13 protein-coding genes and 2 pseudogenes are annotated in these 19,644 nt (G+C 36.6%); 14 read left to right on the top strand and 1 reads right to left on the bottom strand.

What is annotated here, in order from left to right:
- Positions 1-15 precede the first annotated feature (15 nt).
- The 3 genes and pseudogenes from L6410_RS11035 to L6410_RS09275 all read left to right on the top strand — a co-directional run bounded on the left by L6410_RS11035 (position 16) and on the right by L6410_RS09275 (position 3,753).
- Complete coding sequence (locus L6410_RS11035) at positions 16-1,458, top strand: multicopper oxidase family protein (RefSeq protein WP_272877325.1); 1,443 nt, start codon at positions 16-18, stop codon at positions 1,456-1,458.
- An 8-nt stretch (positions 1,459-1,466) separates the two neighbouring features.
- A pseudogene (locus tag L6410_RS11030) lies at positions 1,467-1,604 on the top strand (CopY/TcrY family copper transport repressor); the annotation flags it as partial.
- 19 nt (positions 1,605-1,623) lie between these two features.
- The gene (locus tag L6410_RS09275) at positions 1,624-3,753 is read left to right on the top strand and encodes a heavy metal translocating P-type ATPase (RefSeq protein ID WP_237395386.1); all 2,130 of its coding nucleotides are present in this window, start codon (positions 1,624-1,626) and stop codon (positions 3,751-3,753) included.
- A 213-nt stretch (positions 3,754-3,966) separates the two neighbouring features.
- On the opposite strand, the gene L6410_RS09270 is transcribed toward L6410_RS09275, so the two are convergent.
- Positions 3,967-4,128 carry a hypothetical protein gene (locus tag L6410_RS09270; RefSeq protein ID WP_162841060.1) on the bottom strand — a complete coding sequence of 54 codons (162 nt, stop codon included), beginning with the start codon at positions 4,126-4,128 and terminating at the stop codon, positions 3,967-3,969.
- 737 nt (positions 4,129-4,865) lie between these two features.
- On the opposite strand from L6410_RS09270, the pseudogene L6410_RS09265 reads away from it, so the two are divergent.
- The 11 genes and pseudogenes from L6410_RS09265 to L6410_RS09215 all read left to right on the top strand — a co-directional run.
- A pseudogene (locus tag L6410_RS09265) lies at positions 4,866-5,324 on the top strand (ATP-binding protein); the annotation flags it as partial.
- Between the two features lie 438 nt (positions 5,325-5,762).
- Entirely contained in the window at positions 5,763-7,643 is a 1,881-nt protein-coding gene (locus tag L6410_RS09260; RefSeq protein ID WP_237395385.1) for a PTS sugar transporter subunit IIABC, read from the top strand.
- Between the two features lie 12 nt (positions 7,644-7,655).
- Positions 7,656-8,432: an HAD family hydrolase gene (locus L6410_RS09255; RefSeq protein ID WP_237395384.1), complete on the top strand. Its 777-nt coding sequence runs from the start codon at positions 7,656-7,658 to the stop codon at positions 8,430-8,432.
- A 31-nt stretch (positions 8,433-8,463) separates the two neighbouring features.
- The gene (locus L6410_RS09250) at positions 8,464-9,378 is read left to right on the top strand and encodes a sugar phosphate isomerase/epimerase family protein (RefSeq protein WP_237395383.1); all 915 of its coding nucleotides are present in this window, start codon (positions 8,464-8,466) and stop codon (positions 9,376-9,378) included.
- A 12-nt stretch (positions 9,379-9,390) separates the two neighbouring features.
- Positions 9,391-10,350: an ROK family glucokinase gene (locus tag L6410_RS09245; RefSeq protein WP_237395382.1), complete on the top strand. Its 960-nt coding sequence runs from the start codon at positions 9,391-9,393 to the stop codon at positions 10,348-10,350.
- A gap of 221 nt (positions 10,351-10,571) precedes the next feature.
- Entirely contained in the window at positions 10,572-12,170 is a 1,599-nt protein-coding gene (locus tag L6410_RS09240) for a C-glycoside deglycosidase beta subunit domain-containing protein (protein WP_237395381.1), read from the top strand.
- A 4-nt stretch (positions 12,171-12,174) separates the two neighbouring features.
- Positions 12,175-13,371 (top strand): lactonase family protein, encoded by a 1,197-nt coding sequence (locus L6410_RS09235; protein ID WP_237395380.1) that lies wholly within the window; start codon positions 12,175-12,177, stop codon positions 13,369-13,371.
- A 19-nt stretch (positions 13,372-13,390) separates the two neighbouring features.
- Positions 13,391-14,497 (top strand): Gfo/Idh/MocA family protein, encoded by a 1,107-nt coding sequence (locus L6410_RS09230; protein WP_237395379.1) that lies wholly within the window; start codon positions 13,391-13,393, stop codon positions 14,495-14,497.
- A gap of 58 nt (positions 14,498-14,555) precedes the next feature.
- Positions 14,556-15,629: a Gfo/Idh/MocA family protein gene (locus tag L6410_RS09225; RefSeq protein WP_237395378.1), complete on the top strand. Its 1,074-nt coding sequence runs from the start codon at positions 14,556-14,558 to the stop codon at positions 15,627-15,629.
- 25 nt (positions 15,630-15,654) lie between these two features.
- The gene (locus tag L6410_RS09220) at positions 15,655-16,971 is read left to right on the top strand and encodes an MFS transporter (protein ID WP_237395377.1); all 1,317 of its coding nucleotides are present in this window, start codon (positions 15,655-15,657) and stop codon (positions 16,969-16,971) included.
- Between the two features lie 84 nt (positions 16,972-17,055).
- On the top strand, positions 17,056-19,503 hold the full coding sequence (locus L6410_RS09215; RefSeq protein WP_237395376.1) for a GH39 family glycosyl hydrolase: 2,448 nt from the start codon (positions 17,056-17,058) through the stop codon (positions 19,501-19,503).
- Positions 19,504-19,644 lie beyond the last annotated feature (141 nt).

The raw sequence follows: 19,644 nt of genomic DNA, 5'->3' as shown, positions 1-19,644 counted from the left end.
TAAGGAGGAATAAAAATGAGTAAGAATAAACATATGTTATTAGGTATTGGACTTACAGTCGTATTAACTGCAGTTGGATATATTACACTTTTAGAACCAATGATTAGTTATTTTAAAATAAACCAGAGTGCAGTTAATATAGATATTCAAACAAGTAAAACAAAAAGTACACTTCCTATACCACCACTATTAGAGGATAAAAATCCAGATCCTAATATTGCGGATTTTACTTTAGAACCTCAAGAAAGAGAAACTTCATTTTTACCAAATACCAAGACACGAACTATGGGTTACAACGGAAGTTTCTTAGGCCCTGTCATCAGAGTAAGTAAAGGTGAGCAAGTAAATGTGCACGTAAATAACAAGCTAAAAGAAGCAACTACAGTTCACTGGCATGGACTAGAGGTAGAAGGAGAAAAGGATGGGGGCCCTCATCAAGGAATTGAACCAGGAACAACTTGGGAGCCTAGTTTTACAGTAAATCAACAGGCTGCAACATTGTGGTATCATCCGCACTTTGGAGGAAATACTGCTACCCAAGTTTATAAAGGTTTAGCAGGACTATTCTATGTGGATGATGAAGTATCAAAAAGCTTAAATATTCCTAAGGAATATGGAGTAAATGATATACCTTTAGTAATTCAAGATAGAAGCTTTGGCAAGGACGGCAGTTTTATTTATAATACAAATATGATGGATGGAGCAACAGGGGATACTATCATAGTTAACGGAGCTATTAAACCTAATTTAGAGGTTAATAGAGTCAAGATGAGATTTAGAATAGTTAATGGTGCTAATGCAAGTAACTTTAATTTGAAGTTAGATAATAGAGATGGATTCTATCAAATAGCATCTGATGGTGGATTTTTAGAAAAACCGGTTAGCCAGAGAAATATTATGTTATCACCTGGGGAAAGAGCAGAGATAATAGTGGACTTTTCAAAGTATGAAAAGGGAACGCAGCTATCACTTATGAGTAATAAGGAAGCCATTATGACCTTTAATGTTAAAGGCGATGGGAAAGATGATACTGAAGTACCTAGCACTTTAACGAATATAGAAAGAATGTCAGAAACACAAGCTACTAAGATAAGAAGTTTTGAGCTTCAAGGTATGGGTCACATGGTATCAATAAACGGTAAAAAGTTTGATATGAATAGAATTGATGAAACAGTGAGGCTTGGAGATACAGAGATTTGGGAAATTACAAACCCAGGATCTATGATGCATGAAATGGGACACCCATTCCATATTCATGGCACACAGGTTCAAATTCTATCAAGAAACGGTAATGCGCCTTCTCCAGAGGAGAGCGGATGGAAAGATACTGTATATATTGAGCCTAACGAAAAAGTAAGACTTATAGTTAAGTTTAATAAGAAGGGTACTTATATGTACCACTGTCACATTCTTGAACATGAAGAAGCAGGTATGATGGGACAAATTAAAGTAGAATAATAAATAATATTGAAGATCATGTCTTAAGCTTCGATGATATAGATCGACTAGAAAAAATATTAGAGATAAAAAAATCTTTCGCAGTAGAAGAAGTGGATTGCAATTGTCCAGAAAGACAATGCGAGTGTCATTTACATCATCATTAAGAATAAGGAGGAATTTAAAATGAACAATAACAACAAACATTTATCCCACTGTCACCATAATCATGGCGACATGGATCATTCAAAACATGAGCACGTAAGCACGGAAGAACATGGAGACCATAAGAATCAACATCAAGAACATCATGCTGAGCATGATCACAGCGGGCACAGTGGGCATGACCACAGTGGGCATCACGGAGGGCATGAACACCATCATCACGGTAACTTTAAGGAACTTTTCTTAAAATCATTGCCACTAGGAATCATTATTATGCTCTTATCCCCTATGGCTGGGTTTGACCTACCATTCCAGTTTACTTTTCCATATTCTGATATTGTAGTAGCTATTTTATCTACTATATTAATTATTTATGGTGGACGTCCATTCTATCAAGGCGCAGTTGACGAATTTAAACAAAAAGAACCTGGAATGATGGCTCTAGTTTCTTTAGGTATAAGTGTTTCATATTTATACAGTATTTATGCTGTTATCATTACCTACGTAACGGGTGGACACGTGATGGACTTTTTCTTTGAATTTGCTTCATTATTATTAATCATGTTATTAGGTCACTGGATTGAGATGAAAGCTATTGGAGAAGCAGGAGACGCACAAGCAGCATTGGCTAAGTTGGTACCAAAAGATGCTCACGTTGTGTTAGAAGATGATTCAATTGAAATACGTCCAGTTGCTGACTTACAGGTAGGTGATTTAATTCGTGTTCAAGCCGGAGAAAATGTGCCAGCAGACGGAACTATCGAGCGTGGCGAATCACGTGTAAATGAAGCTCTTTTGACTGGAGAATCAAAAGCAGTTAAAAAAGGTCCTGGCGATGAAGTAATCGGAGGCTCAACAAATGGAGAAGGGGTTCTTTATATTAAAGTGAATGAGACAGGTGATCAATCCTTCATCTCTCAAGTTCAGAATTTAATCAGCCAAGCTCAAAGTCAGCCTTCCAGAGCAGAAAATATTGCTCAAAAGGTTGCAGGATGGCTCTTCTATATTGCGATCATTGTCGCACTAATAGCTTTTGTAGTGTGGATGGTTATTGGAGATATCCCAACAGCAGTTATCTTTACTATCACGACATTAGTTATAGCTTGTCCACACGCATTAGGTCTGGCTATTCCATTGGTCACCGCCCGTAGCACAAGCTTAGGAGCCAGTCGTGGGTTACTAGTGAAAGACCGCCAAGCCTTAGAAATAGCTCCAGATGCAGATGTGATGATTTTAGATAAAACAGGTACTTTAACAACTGGTGAGTTTAAAGTATTAGACGTTAAACTTTTTAATAACAAATATAATAAAGAGGAAATCATTGCCTTACTGGCAGGTATTGAAGGAGGCTCTAGCCACCCGATTGCTCAATCAATTATAAGTTTCGCTAAGCAGCAAGATATACGTCCAGCATCTTTTGATTCAATTGATGTGATTTCAGGTGCTGGAGTAGAGGGTAAAGCAGGTGGGCACCGTTACCAATTAATCAGTCAAAAAGCCTATGGACGTAATCTTGATATGGATATTCCAAAAGGAGCAACTCTTAGTGTCTTAGTAGAAAACGATGACGCCATTGGTGCTGTAGCTTTAGGGGACGAATTAAAACCAACGAGTAAAGAGTTAATTAAAGCTCTTATAAAGAACAATATTCAACCAATTATGGCAACAGGTGATAATGAAAAAGCGGCTCAAAGTGCGGCAGAAGATTTAGGTATTGAATATAGATCAAATCAATCTCCACAAGACAAATATGAGTTAGTTAAAACACTTAAAGATGAAGGAAAGAAAGTTATCATGGTAGGTGATGGTGTAAATGATGCTCCTTCTCTTGCCTTAGCAGATGTTGGTATAGCTGTAGGTGCTGGAACTCAAGTTGCATTGGATTCAGCTGATGTCATATTGACTCAATCCGATCCAGGAGATATTGAATCATTCATTGAATTAGCACACAAAACAACTCGTAAAATGAAACAAAACCTATTTTGGGGAGCTGGTTATAACTTTATAGCTATCCCTCTAGCTGCAGGAATTTTGGCTCCTATTGGTATCACATTAAGCCCTGCATTAGGAGGAATCCTAATGTCTGTGTCAACAGTCATCGTCGCCATTAATGCTATGTTATTAAGTTTAGATCCAAAAAATAACGGTTAACAGATCGAATGATTGAAACTCATTAAAGTATCAAGATACAATTCTATATGTTTTAATACATTCAGAAGATAAGTAGTCGTATACTGTGGAACAGAACTTAGTAAATATTGAAAAGTGGCTATCAACAAACAGGTTGATAACCACTTTTTTTCACTATTGACTCTATTTCAAGAATCGGCTGTGAATATGTCAAATGCGTTTAGTGGGAACATTTTATCTATCTGCCAATTCTTTTAATAATTCATCGTATTGATTCATAGCACTTTTTAACTCTATGTCAAAGTCAAAAGTTGGCTCAGCTTTGAGAATGCTGGTTTCTTTATTAAGTTCCCCTTTAAAAACTTGCTTAGTACTGATATTCAGTCGAAAATTCATTAGCTACGCCTCCCAATTTTGCAACTATATTATACATGGTATGTATGAAAATTAAAAGTGAATACTTCTAGCTGTTCTCATTTTCTAGAATCAAGAATAAGGTAAACTTTTGTATTTTCTGGTTCGATTTTGCTTATTTTACTTGAAAATTTACCTTATTTTGATGAAATTAGTTGAAATTGGATGAAATTTTGAGGTTTGAAAACCCGTGAAAACGTTGATATTAAAAGCTTTTGAAATTAATTCCAACAAAAGTTTTTAAAACCAGGTCTTAAGAAAGCACGTAAGGCTAGCCAGTTCTCTAAACGTTAAGAACCAGCTACAATACAGTATTACAACACTTCATGGTTCACACCATGGGGTGTTTTTTTGATATTTTTTAGCAAAGTTCACACCGCTTTTCACACCAAATTCACACCATTATTTTTTAAGATTACGGTAGGCGATTGCACCAACAGCCATAAAACTTCTAATTTTTCAACGAATTCTTAATCCGGGAAGTAAATATAAAACTTTCTATCACCAAGCTTCCCTATTCGGAGATTGGAATGTTCCATATAATTCAGTCTATCGGTCACTTGATTTCTTAAATACCTTTCAATCAGAAATTCAACAGCACTTACATCAAGAAGTTAGCCAATTAACGAATCGAACTGGAACCTTAGTGTTTTATGATGTTACCAACTATTTTTTTGAAATTGATGTTCCTGATGAAGATATACGTGATGAAAATGGGGACCTATGAAAACATCAAGCATGAACGATTTTCGAGAAACCCTCGCATTGCTAGAACTTTGACAGAGTTTGGTTGGGTTCGTGAGATGAATGAAGGGGTGAAACGTATCTACTCGGAGATGGAATCTGCCTTTCTCCATGAACCTAAATACTCAGAACCAGGGAATAAGGTTGTCCTGACACTTGAAAATAATATTGTTAGTCGTCATCTACGTACACGAGACAGTCTAGAAAAGCAGTTCTCTGATTTTGGTGAATTAACAGCAGATGAGCAACTGATTGTCCACTATATGTATAACTCAGGTAATAAAATGACAACCGCAAAAGCTGTTGAATTGACTGGTAGAAGCAGACGTCATATAGGAAAAGTATTGCAAAAATTGAAAGATCAAGGAGTCTTGAAATGGTATGGCAATAGTAAAAATGACAAAAATCAATACTACAATCTTGCTTCAAAATAGATTATACTTTATACTGAGAACGCAGTAGAACGCAGTAGAACGCAGTAGAACGCAGTAGAATACAGTAGGATATAGAAAAGTGGATATCAACAATCAGGTCGATAACCACTTTTTTATTTTTAACTTTATTTCAAAAATCAGTTGTGAATATGTCAAATTTGCTGTCGATTTCAGTAAATTTCTTTATATTATTAATAAGTGAAAATGTGATTGACATCATATCATTGCTAGAAACATATGTGAAGAATTAAAAAGAAATTTCTTGATTAGCATTTCATACATAACAAGAATTAACTATTGAATATTGCTATTTTTTTATTGATTTAGCAACCTATACAATAAAAATGTTAAAAAAACGACAGTCTTTGTGCTAAGAATCTAATGATACTAATGCTATTTTAGGAGATAATGAACTTATCAAATGCAAGGAGAAATTCAATGGACGTTAAGGAATTCGAAGAATTAGTTAGTGTCGCAAGTGGGAAGATAATACCGTTGAAGGATGTTAAAGACGCTCTCTTTTCTCAGGAAATGATGGGATCAGGGGTGGCGGTCGAACCTTCTGTGGGGAGAGTTTATGCACCATTTAATGGAAAAATTGTCAATATTTTTCCAACCAAGCATGCTATTTCACTTTTAAGTGAAAATGGCTGTGAAGTCCTTATTCATATAGGACTCGATACCGTTCAGCTACAGGGGGAACACTATACCGAACAGGTTAAAGAGGGTGACATTGTCAAAAAAGGCGATTTACTGATGGTTTTTGATAAACCAGCTTTAGAAAATGCGGGTTTTGACACCGTTATTCCTGTTGTTATTTTGAATACTCCAGATTATGAAAAAATAGAAGTACACAATTTAGGTGAAAATGTAGTTGCTGGGCAACTCGTTCTAAGGCTTGAGAGAAAGGCTGAGGATAAAATCTCCGATAAGATTGAGGTGCAAAAAGGAGAAAATCAACTAGAAAGAGAAATTATTTCAGCGCTTGGTGGTGCTGATAATATTCGAACTATTGGTCATTGTGCCACTCGTTTACGTGTCACATTCGTTGATATAAAAAAAATAGACCGTGTAGCCCTAGATCATATAAAAGGTGTTCTGGGAGTTGTCGAAGCTATGGGGGGGCTACAACTCGTAATCGGAAATTCTGTAAATGACGTGTATGATACCATACAAAAGTTATATCATTTTAAAAATATAGACAAAGAAAAAAGAGGAAGTCAGCCTAAAGGCAATGTTATTAGCCAAATATTAAATATATTATCAGATGTCATTAGTCCGGTAGTACCATTAATTATGGGAAGTGGTTTGTTATCAGCAGCACTAATATTATTTACAAGAATGGGTATTGATAATCAAAATTCAACATATGTGATATTTGAATATGCTGCAAATGTAGTTTTTTACTTTCTACCATTCTTTCTAGCTTATTCTTGTGCAAAACGTTTCGGAACAGATATTATTTATTCCCTCTTTATTGCTGGTATATTGTTACACCCTACATTAGCTAATATCGTGACACAAGGTGGAAAAGTTTCTTTATTTAATCTACCTGTGGTTGCTATTGATTACAGTTCTAGTTTACTACCAATTATTCTAAGTGTTTGGATTTTATCACTAGTTGAAAAATTTATTAATAGATATTTACCTAAATCCTTACGCTACGTTGTTAAGCCTTTACTCATCATTATGATTATGATTCCACTAACACTTCTTATAACTGGTCCTGCTGGTTACATGATGGGAGAAGGATTAGGATGGATAATAAATTTATTGAGAGGGCATGCTGAATGGCTAGCGATACTAATTCTTTGTTGCATTGCTCCCTTTATGGTTATGACAGGGATGCATATTGCTCTGACCCCTATTATTATTTTGACAAATCTTGAGACTTTGGGTTATGAAAATATGATGTTAGTAGCGTTTATCGGTATGAACTTTTCACAATTTGCAGTTGCAATGGCTACATTTTTTAAAACAAAAAATAAAACACTTAAGAATTTGGCGATTAGCTGTGGACTCACCGCATTCTTTGGAGGTGTGACGGAACCAACTCTATATGGTATTTCAGTAAAAATGAAACGGCCACTTTATGCTACGTTTATTGGCTGTATAGCGAATGCGATTTGTTGTATTATCTTCCAAATTAAGATTTTCTCATTTGCGCCGCCATCATTTTTCACTTTGCCAATCTTTATGAATCCAGATGGAACTTCAGGTAACTTTATCTCAGCTATTATCACTATTATTGTGGTCATTGTAGTGACATTTGTAGCTACATGGATGCTTGGCTTTGATGATAGCGTCTACGACGATTAGGAGGAAGGGATTATGAACCAAAAATTGATTGCATTTGACATTGATGGTACTCTACTAAACTCTCGCAACCAAATCCTGCCAACCTCGATTAAAGCGATTCAAAAACTACAGGCAGATGGGCATATAGTGACCATTGCAACAGGACGTAGTCGGTTTTTGGTCCAAGATATTATTGATCAACTAAGACTATCCACTTACGTTCTCTGTAATGGTGCTGTTGCTTTTCATGAAAATGAAAGACTTATCAACAAGGGATTGGATAGAAAACTAATGAAAGATTTACAGTTTTTTATGGAAGTTTCTGGGATGGATTTGGCTGTAACCGGTATAGATCAGATGGCCCGTGTGACAGACAATCATGCGGAAACGTTTGAAAAAGTCATGCATGGTTTAGGAAAAGAGGATTTGGATTTCCAGATTGATTTTATTGAAAAAGTTGATGTTTACCAAGGCTTAGGCTTTTATCAGTCCGATCGAGATGGTACGTTTGAAGAAAATTTCCCTCAACTACGTTTTGTCCGATGGCTCGATGATTGTGTGGATATAATTGATAAAGATATGTCAAAAGCTGTAACGGTGTTGGAATTAGCTGAGAAACTAGGAATTTCACAAAATAATATCATTGCTTTTGGTGATGGAATGAATGATAAAGAAATTCTAGCAGCAGCTGGCATAGGAGTGGCTATGGGAAATGCCTCAGAAGAAGTTCAAGCTGTTGCGGATATGGTAACAGCCAGTAATGACCAAGATGGTATTGCCGTAGCTTTACAAAAATTGGAACTAATATAAATTTCATTTAAAAAGAAAGAAGGATACTATTATGAAACTAGGACTTGTATCAGCGATTTTGGACCAATCAGATTTTAAAGAATTGATTGATGTTTCTGCTGAAAATGGATTAGAATGTGTGGAAGTAGCTTGCTGGCCACAAGGGAAAGCAGCTCGACGCTATGCTGGTGTCTCTCACATCGATGTAGCTAACCTAACAGCTGAGGAAGCTGATGAGCTGACAGATTATGCCGCTGGTAAAGGGATTGAAATTTCATCTCTTGCCTACTATCCAAATCCATTAGATGAAGATTTGGAAAAACGCAAGGAAGTGATTGACCATTTATATAAAGTAATTGATGCATCAGCTCTCCTTGAAGTCAACATGGTGACAACCTTCATTGGACGTATGCCAAGTAAAACTGTTTCTGCAAACATCGAAGAAGCGGTGAAAGTTTGGACACCAATCTTGGAATATGCACAGGATAAGGGAGTTAAAATCGCTATTGAGAATTGCCCAATGCTCTTCACGGAAGATGAGTGGCCAGGGGGACAAAACATGATGACAACACCAGCTATCTGGCGTCGAGTATTTGAAGCCCTTCCATTTGACAATCTCGGTCTCAACTATGATCCATCACACTTTGTATGGCAACAGATTGATTACATTGCACCGCTATATGAATTTAAAGATAAAATCTTCCATGTTCATTATAAAGACATCAAGCTTTACAAAGATAAACTTAAGGATGTAGGTATTATGGCAACGCCACTTCAATACATGAGTCCAAAATTACCAGGACTTGGAGATGTGGACTGGGGAAAATATGTCTCTGCATTAACTGATATTGGCTATGATGGATTTTCTTGTATCGAGGTAGAAGACAAGGCTTTTGAGAAGAGTTACGATGATGTTAAGAAGTCTATTACATTGAGCACAAAATACCTACGTAATTTTGTTATTTGATGGGAGGATTCAATGAGCCAAAAAGTCATTGGTATTGATTTAGGTGGAACGACAGTTAAAATGGCTATCGTTAGTCTGGAAGGTGAAATTCTTCAACAGTGGAGTATTGCAACAGATATTTCCGAGGAGGGGAGTCGAATTGTACCAGATATTATTAGTTCGATACAGCATCGTTTAGAGTTATATGGTCTTACAACTGAAGACTTTGTCGGCATAGGAATGGGAACTCCAGGTACTGTTGATAGAAAAAATGGGACCGTCAGTGGTGCATTTAATCTCAATTGGAAAAAACAACAACCTGTCCGAGATCAAATTAATAAAGCATTTGGACTAGAGTTGTACTTGGATAACGATGCGAACGTTGCTGCACTTGGGGAGCAGTGGCGTGGAGCAGGAAATAATGAACCGGACGTTGTTTTTATTACGCTTGGGACTGGTGTTGGTGGAGGTATTGTAGCAAATGGTCAATTACTCCATGGTCTGCTTGGTAGCGCGGGAGAAATCGGGCATATCGGAGTAGATAAAGATGGATTTACTTGTACTTGTGGAAATAAGGGGTGTCTAGAAACTGTCGCATCTGCAACAGGTATTGTGAAACTGGCTCGTCAGATGTCGGAGAGTTTTGCTGGTAATTCACAATTGAAAAGAGATATTGATGAAGGCCTAGCAGTAACAAGTAAAGATATTTTTCAGACTGCTGAAGCAGGGGATCCTTTTGGTAAACGAGTTGTTAATCAAGTTTGTGATTATCTTGGAACAGCAGCAGGAAATATTGCTAACATTTTGAATCCATCAAGTATCATTTTAGGAGGCGGTGTGTCTGCGGCAGGAGAATTTCTTCGTAGTCAAGTAGAAACGTATTTCAAGGTAACCGCTTTTCCTAGCATGAAGGAAACTACAAAAATTAAGTTAGCAACTTTAGGAAATGATGCAGGTGTCTTAGGGGCAGCATCACTTGTGATTCGAAAATAATATTCAAAAAGCTGAGAAGATATGATCTCAGCTTTTAATATACTTAATAACCAATGACAAGATTTCGCTATTAAATCTTGCACAAAAATGAATAAAAAATAAAATAAAGATTTTTTTGCCAAATAATACTCTATTTTTTCCTTAAGAATAGGAAGGATAAGCTCCCTATAATACGGGATAATAAGTGTGTAAAAAAGAACAACACAAAAGGAGGTAAGGAAATGTTTGATAATTTCCTCATCAGAAAAAATAGTTTGAAAAATGATTACGATAAAGACGGTAACGTAATTGGTTTTCAATTTGCTGCTCGCAATGCTAATTACCGTGGAGTATTTCTTTCACTTCATAATGGTTATTATATTAAGGTAGATGGTATTGAATATCCTCGTGATGTACAAACTTTTGAAGTAAATGGGAAAGAACCACGAACTTTCGAAGAAATAAAAACTTGTGTTTGGGAACATTGGGACTATGATGATGAAGGTGTTATTCATATCGCAAAACCAGGTGGACTTGAACCTGGAATTCATACCATTGAATTTCAACAATCAGTCCTTGCAGCATATGGATATCTGCCAACTGATGAAGAGTGGGTAAAAAATCCTCCAGTCCCAGGAACGGGTGCAGGATCTGACAAGACAAAAAATATCGTATCTTATGATTTAGAATTACAGGATAGAAAACCACAAGGTAAAATCAAACGTGGGGTATCGCTTTATAGCTATCAACAAACACAATTCTTTAAAGAATTGGATCTTGAAGGTCAAATTCGTGAAGTTGGTGAAAACCTTTTTGGTGCTGATGGTATTGAGTTATTGGATGAAATGGCGATTCGTCAATATCCAAATCCACCACAAGAGTTCTTTGATAATTGGTTTGCTTGGATGAAGAAATACGATACAAAGCCAGTTACGATGGATGTTTTCCATGATGTTCTTCAATTTAGGGATCATGTTATGAGCTATTCAGAATCAGCAGAACGTCTGAAAAATGATATTCGATTGGCTAAGAAGCTTGGATTCAAGAATGTTCGTACCCTTGCCACAACACCATTTGAAATCCTGATTGAGGCATTACCGGTCGCAGAAGAATTAGATATTCGATTGGCAAAAGAGATTCATGCACCAATTCCGATCAATGGACAATATGTCAATGAAATTGTTGACTATTGTGAAAAAACAGGAACAAAACATTTAGGTCTTGTTCCAGACTGGGGTATCTTTGCCTTCCGTCCATCCGAAGTCACACTTGATTGGTATGTTCGACAAGGTGCAAAACGTGAAACTTGTGATTTGGTTGTGCAACTCTGTATGGATAACTATGAGGGACGATCAAATGAACTCAATGATATTGATTTATCACTATACTCTGCAGGAAACGTCGAGTCACTCTTCCATCGTTATATCAAACATGGAGAAGCTCCAGCTGATTTGATTCCAGCCTTTGATAAAATGGAAAAATTGGTACGCGATAATGTACCAGATTACTCAGAAATTGATTTCGAAGTAATGGGTCAAGCGCTCCTTCTTTCTCGAACTAAGCCAGAAGATCTTGGACGCATTCTACCGTATATTGTAAGTATTCATGGTAAATTCTATAACATGTCAGAAATTCCTGGCAAACCTGGTCAATATCAAGATATTGCAATTGATTACGAAGGACCAATCAACTATTTGAAAGAACATGGTTGGGAAGGTTATATTAATTCAGAATATGAGGGACAACGTCGCTTCCAAGACCGTGGTGTAGAAGATCTGATTAGCGAGATTGATCAAGTTCGTAAACATCAAGAAATGCTTAAACGCTTGATTGGAGAGTAATCATATGGCACAAGAGTTAGCTTTAGTAGGAGCTTGGGGTGCCGATATTCAAGGAGTCAATAATCCTGAAGCTGGAGATGGTGGACTTAAAGTCTATCGTATCCAAAATGATGGAAGGATGGAATTGGTCGGCAAATCCACTCCGGAAATAAACATTGGTAGTTTGACAGTACCTGGAAATGGTGATTATATTTACGCTACTGATGAGCGGAAAGATTTAGGTGGCATCCATGGAAATGGTGGTGGTATCGCAGCCTACAAATTAAATAAGGAAACAGGAGAAGTTATCTTCCTCAATGAAGTATCTTCAGCGGGTGCCTACCCATGCTATATCACTGGGGACAGCCAAAGAAAGTATGTCTTTACAGCAAATCACGGCAATCACGAAGAGGTGGTTACAGTTGCTGTCAAAGAAGCAGACGGCACCTTTTCAGCAAAACGTTATTTTGATGAGGGGAGCGTCGTAATGTTTCCGATTCAAGCAGATGGTTCAGTTGGGAAAGCATGTGATGTGCAAACTTTGACAGGATCTAGTATTATGCCACTTTTTCAGTGGACATCACATCCACATAGTGTCTGGCTTGATCCGACAGAGAAATATCTTTTAGTTGGAGACAAGGGGACTGACTTAATACGAGTATTTGAAGTTGATTATGAGAATGGAAAATTAATTTCAGTCAATAACTTTAAGACACTCGAGGGTTTATGTCCGCGCCATATCGCGTTCCACCCAAGTCTTCCAGTCTTTTACTGTAACGGTGAGCAAGATCATACGGTTCATGCATTTGGATTTGATGACCAAACGGGTAATATTACCTATATTGGCGGTCAGACAACTGTCGGACCTGACTACGAAGACAGGGATGATCCAACAGATATCTTTTCACACAATCAAACAGCTGATCTTAGAGTACATAAGTCTGGTAAATATCTCTACGTTTCCAACCGAGGTGATGATTCAATCGCTAGTTTCAAAATTGATGCTGATACTGGTATGATTCAACTCATAGAAATTGTCCCATCAGGTGGAGCGATTCCACGTGCCATAAACTTTGATAAATCTGGTGACTTGCTTTACGTCGTTAACCAACGATCAAATCTTGTTGTTCCATTCAAAGTAGACGAATTAACAGGTCATCTAATCCCCACTGGTCAAACAATGACTGTAAATAGTCCAGTAAATATTCAATTTACAAATTAAAAAAGAAAGAGGAACTCTCATGACAAAACTCAAATTAGCCATTATCGGTACTGGAGGTATCGCAAATAATAAACATCTCCCTTCTCTTGCAAAAGTTGCAGATAAAGTTGAAGTAGTTGCACTTTGTGACTTGATTAAAGAAAAAGCAGTTGCAACAGCAGAACGTCACAATTTGCCAAATGTAAAAATCTACACAGACTACAAAGAAATGCTCAAAGATGAGTCTATCGATGTTGTCCATGTTTGTACACCCAATGTTTCTCACGCAGATATCACAGTTGATGCATTTGCAGCTGGTAAACATGTTCTATGTGAAAAACCAATGGCCGCAACAACAGAAGATGCACAACGTATGATTGATGCTTGGAAATCATCTGGCAAGAAATTTACAGTTGGCTACCAAAACCGCTTCCGTCATACTGTACAAGTTCTGAAAAAATCTTGTGATGCTGGGGAGCTTGGGGATATCTACTATGCTGAGGCAAATGCGATTCGTCGTAAACAAGTACCAACTTGGGGTGTTTTCCCGGACAAATCACAACAAGGTGGCGGTCCACTTATTGATATTGGTACACATGCACTTGATATCACGCTTTGGTGTATGAATAATTATGATGTCGACAGTGTTTCAGGTTCTGTTTTCTATAAATTGGGTAGCTTACCCGAAGCAGCACAAGGCAATACTTACGGGGCGTGGGACACAGATAACTTTGAAGTAGAAGACTCAGCAATGGGCTTCATCAAATTCAAAAATGGTGCTCTTGTAAATTTACGTTCATCATGGGCTCTCAACTATCTTGACGCTCGCGAAGCTTCAACAACTCTTTGTGGCACTAAAGAGGGGGGAGAAATTAAATATGGTGGTATGTATGTTGATGATGAGTTGGTTTTCAATAAAACACGACATGGCAAGATGAGTGAAGAAAAACTCTCTGGTGAAGCGTTGGTCGATTACTTCGAAGGGGTGAATGAGCCAGCAGGTGTTTTGGAAGCTAAACATTGGGTAGATGCTATTATCAATGACATCGACCCTGTTGTGAAACCTGAGGAAGCATTTCGTGTCACTCAAATTCTTGATGCAATCTACAAAGCAGCGGAAACAAATACAACAATCAAATTTGACTAAAATGAATTGATGGGGTGGGCCTTGCCCTGCCCCAAATTTTTTGAAAGGATGTAAGAATATGGTTTACAATTATGCAGTAATCGGTTATGGCTTTATTGGTCGTCGCCACGTTGCAACTCTGAAAAATTTTGATCGAAGTGATTGTGTCGCTATCTGTGACATTAATCCAAAACGATTAGAAGAAGCAAAAGAGCTTTATCCAGATACACCAGTATATGATCATGTTGACAAGTTATTAGCTGCTGAAAAACTGGATGGTGTCATCATCGCAGCCAATAATAATCAACACAAAGAACTGGTTATTAAAGCAGCTCAGGCTGGACTTAATATTATCTGTGAGAAGCCTGTAGCCATGACCGTCGCAGAATTTGATGAGATGATGGCTGAAGTTGAAAAAGCAGGTGTTAGTCTTACTGTTCATCAACAACGTCGTTTTGATAAAGATTTCCGCAGCGTCAAGAAAACGTATGATGACAAATTGGTTGGTGATGTCTACACCATCAAGAGCTCTCTTTATGGATATAATGGTAATATGCACGACTGGCATGTTTACAAATCTGAAGGTGGCGGGATGCTCTATGACTGGGGTGTTCATTTAATTGACCAAATTCTCTTTATGGTTGATAGTCCACTTAAAGTTGTATTTACTGACGTTCGTAATGTTATTAATAAAGAGGTAGATGATTACTTCAATATTCTAATGCGCTTTGAAAACGGCGTGACAGCCGAAATTGAATTGGGAACTTATTATTTATCTGATGCCAAAGATTGGTTTGAACGTCATTGGTATGTTGGAGGTAATAAAGGAAGCATGTATGCAAACAAATTTGATCCAGAAGGTAAGATTGTTCGGACTACTCGTCTCTTAGAAAACGTTGCTGAAGATCAGGATAAATCAGCAAAATCTTATGGACCAACTCGTTCATTTGGAGTTCCAGAAGAAGGTCTCATTATCACCGAAGATATTCCATTAGTAGCTGCCGATCATATTCAATACTTTGAAAACTATTTTGACTTTTTAGATGGCAAGGCAGAGTTACTCGTCACACCTGCTCAAGTCCGTAAAGTCTTAGAGGTTATGGAAGCGTGCTGGAAATCAGCTGAAACCTTCCAGAGTGTAGTTATTGGTTAATCGCATTACTTGAAAGGAAAAAACAATGACAAATAAAATTACGGAGTTTATCGATACAAGAAAACATGGGAAATTTCACACTCAACTTGTTTTCCTGGGTATCTTCTTGATTACTTTTACAGGTTATGGAGCGACAGCATATGGTTCCATCATTCCAATGCTTTTTGGAGAATGGAAGAACCTTAATTCTGACGTTTTAGGTTATATTGGTAGTTTGTCGGAGTTTGGCTCTCTCTTTGGAGCCCTATTCTTTAGTTCATTCACTAAAAAATATGGTATTAAACGTGTCCTAATTACAGCAACAATGGTTTTCTGTTTGGCGACCTTCGGACAAGCCCTAGCACCATCTATTACAGTATTGGCTGTTTTAAGAACTATTGCAGGCTTTGGTTTTGGGGGAGTTATTCCCCTAGTTATCTCTCTCTTATCTGAGTATTCACCAAAAACAAATAAAGCTCAAGCTGTAGCCTCTGCTCTTTGTGGAAATCAATATGGAGCGATTATTGCTTCGTTTGTAGCCATTTATGTCACTGCACAATTACAATGGCGCCCTGTATTCTGGATGGCACTGATTCCTATATTCTTCTTACCTTATATCATAAAAAATCTTCCAGAGAGCAGTTTATACATGATGAAAACTAACGATTTGGCAGGACTGAAAGCTGTTCTATCAAAAATTGATCCGAGCTTTGCTTCTGAAATTGATGTTGAGGCAGAATTGGCTGAAGCAGACTTGTCAGAAGATGTACATAAAGTGTCCTATAAGCAATTGTTTACTAAGGAATATGCAGTTGTTACTATTTTATCTTCTGTCATTGCGATAATGGGCTTACTATTTATTAATGGTGTGATTATCTGGCTCCCAAGTTTGATGGTTGAAGCAGGATATGAGCTAGGGTCTAGTTTGGCTTTCACTATCTTCTTATGTGGTGGTACAGTTGCTGGGGCAATGTTCTGGGCACGTGTTGCAGATAAAAAAGGATTTACTATTCTGCTACCAACTATCTATATTTTAGGCTCTCTTTCACTGATGTTAATGGGAATTAAATCTAATATTATTATTCTATATATTTTTGTAACCTTGGTTGGATTTTTCCTATTTGCCGCTCATTCTTTAGTAAATGCATTTATTGCGCAACATTATTCAGATAGCTTGCGTACCACTGCAGTTGGCTTACCAAATAGTCTTGGGCGTATTGGAGGTCTTCTTGGCCCAACTCTTGGAGGACTCCTAATGGCAAATAATGTATCGGTTTTAGGCTGGTTTATGGTTTTTGCAGGAATGGGGTTAGTCGCAGGATTAAGCTTTATCATTATTAATTTACATAGCAAAAAAGCATAAAAATAGCGGGGTCCCCCCGCTATTTGCTTTGTGAAAAGTAGGTGTGATACAATAAGAGAAAGCGATGAAAAAGGACATTTACTAATGGAAAGAGACTACTTAGCAAGTGAAGAATTGTTGACTATTGAATTTAGTCAAAACTCAGAAGATAAGCTTCATCAGCATGAAAACTTTGAATTACTATATGTACTTCAGGGAGTTGCAGAAGTATCAGTTGGAGAGGAGCACTATAAATTATCAGCTAAAGATTTTATTATCATTAATTATAATCGACAGCATGCATATTCTCTTTCTGATAGAGGTCTTGTCGTGAGAATCTTGATTTCTTATAGTAAAATGAAGCAGTTTATCAATAATGATACAATTCTTTTTTGGTGCAATTCTACAGTTGAAGACAGTAAACGTTATGATGAAGTTAGACAAATATTGAATAAAATTCTTAATTACATCATTATTGACGGTATGCATGAAAGTTTAAGTAGAACGAGTCTCTACTACCAACTTTTGGATTCCTTAATAAAAAATTTTCTATTAACAGCAGATGATGTTCGATATCGTGTCAAGAATGATTCTGAAACGGATAGAATGCAAGAAATATTTCAGTATATTCGTTCAAATTATCGTCAAACTATTACGCTTCAGGATTTGGCAGATCATTTTTTTCTTTCGACAACTTATCTTTCTAAGTATATTAAGCAGGAATGTCAGGTTGGTTTTGTTGAAATTTTGAATAATGTCCGTTTGTCACATGCTCTCGTGGATTTATTACATAGTGATAGTTCGATATTAAAGATTGCCTTAGATAATGGTTTTGCAAGTGTAGCTGCTTTTAATAAGGTGTTTAAAGAAATACATAATACTACTCCATCAAAATTTCGTAAGGAAAAGAGAAGTGATGTAGTAAACAATCGAAAAGAAGATTCTAATCAATCAGAATTAATTAAAAAAGTAGGTAACTTTTTACTAGATATTGATGATAAGCTTGATGAAGCTGAAGCAACTAGCAGTAATGTTGTTATTCATCCAGATGCTTTACCTCATGGGAAATGGTCACATTCTTTTACAGATTTGATGAATATTGGAGGAGCATTTGACTTAACCAGAGCAGATATTCAAGAGCAAATTCTCATCATGAAGAGAGAATTAGGAGTTAAATATATTAGGTTTTGGGATATTTATTCCCCGAGACTACATATTAATATTCACTCGGTTGAAGAGGGGATAAATTTTAGTAGGTTGGATAATGCGATTGATTTTTTAGTAAAAAATGATCTAATCCCTTTTATTGAACTTGGTTTTAAACCACATCGACTTATGAAAACAGCTAACCTTTCGCTCTTAGAGGAAGAGAGAGAAAACCAATTTGCTTCATTGAAAGAAATGTCACAATTTTTTGAGGCCTTTATAAAACACTATGTGAAAAGATATGGATATGATGAGGTTGAAAAATGGTGTTTTGAATATTGGCGAAAATTAAATGTAAAAGTTGAAAATGGGGAGTACGTAAGAGACTTTCATTCGGATAAGTTGGAAGACTATTTTCAGGAATTTGCTACCATAAGCTGTGCTATTAAGTCAATATTGCCGGAAGCCAAAGTTGGTGGAGGAGGTTTTCCTGTTCAACACTACGGAAAAAATGGGTTGCGAGAACTGTTGTTGAAATGGAGAGATGAACAATCGCAGCCAAGTTTTTTAAGTTTTACAACTTATCCATACCAGATTGAGCAGGATCAGAATACCTATTATGAGAGACGTATCTCTAATCAGCATTTTATAAATAATTTTTTAAATGATGTACATCGTGCGATTGCGGAAGTTAAATTTCTAAAAGTACCAATCTATGTATCTGAATATGGTTTGACATTATCTGCTAGAAACCCGATAAATGATCATGTATTAAAGGGAGCCTTTTTAGTTCAATCAGCGTTTGAAGCAAGTAACCGAGCTGATTTATTTGGTTACTATGTTGGAACAGACTTATATAACGAATTTACGGATTCTTCCTCCTTACTATTCGGTTCTAGTGGAGTTTTTTCTAAGACTGGTATACGGAAACCATCATATTTTGCTTTAGAGTTTTTGAATCAATTATTCAGCGATATTATATATCACAATAATGATTGTATGATTACTCGCAATAGAACTAATGAATATCGATTATTGTGTCACAATTTAAAAGATTTAAGTGCTAGTTACTATTTGATGGATGAAGATCAAATTACTCTAGACAATTTACCCTATCTTTTTGAAAATAACGATAATAAAGACTTTCATTTTACATTTTCGGATATTTCTAATGGTTCATATATTATAAAATCTAAATTTGTAAATGAAGATTACGGCAGTATTCAAAATGAGTGGCGTAATTATTACAGCGTTTCTGATTTTAAACTGGATGAATTGGACTATTTTAATCGAATCAGTACACCTAGATTAGATTATACAAAGGTAATAGTAAATGATGGACAGTTAGATTTTAATATATTGTTAAAGCCTAATGAAATACGACTTATTGAGATAATTAAGATTTAATATTCTGGCGACTACTCAAACTCTTGGAAAATGTAGCAATCTCTTTTTTAGAAAATACTGACCTTTGAGGCTATGCTAAAAATAACCGTCCTACTTCAGCCCTCCCTTTTTGCTTTATACGCATAGATAGCTACCTTCTTA

Origin of the sequence: Streptococcus parasuis, assembly GCF_021654455.1 — a bacterium.
Classification (GTDB): domain Bacteria; phylum Bacillota; class Bacilli; order Lactobacillales; family Streptococcaceae; genus Streptococcus; species Streptococcus parasuis.
This window is presented reverse-complemented; position numbering and strand designations above follow the sequence as displayed.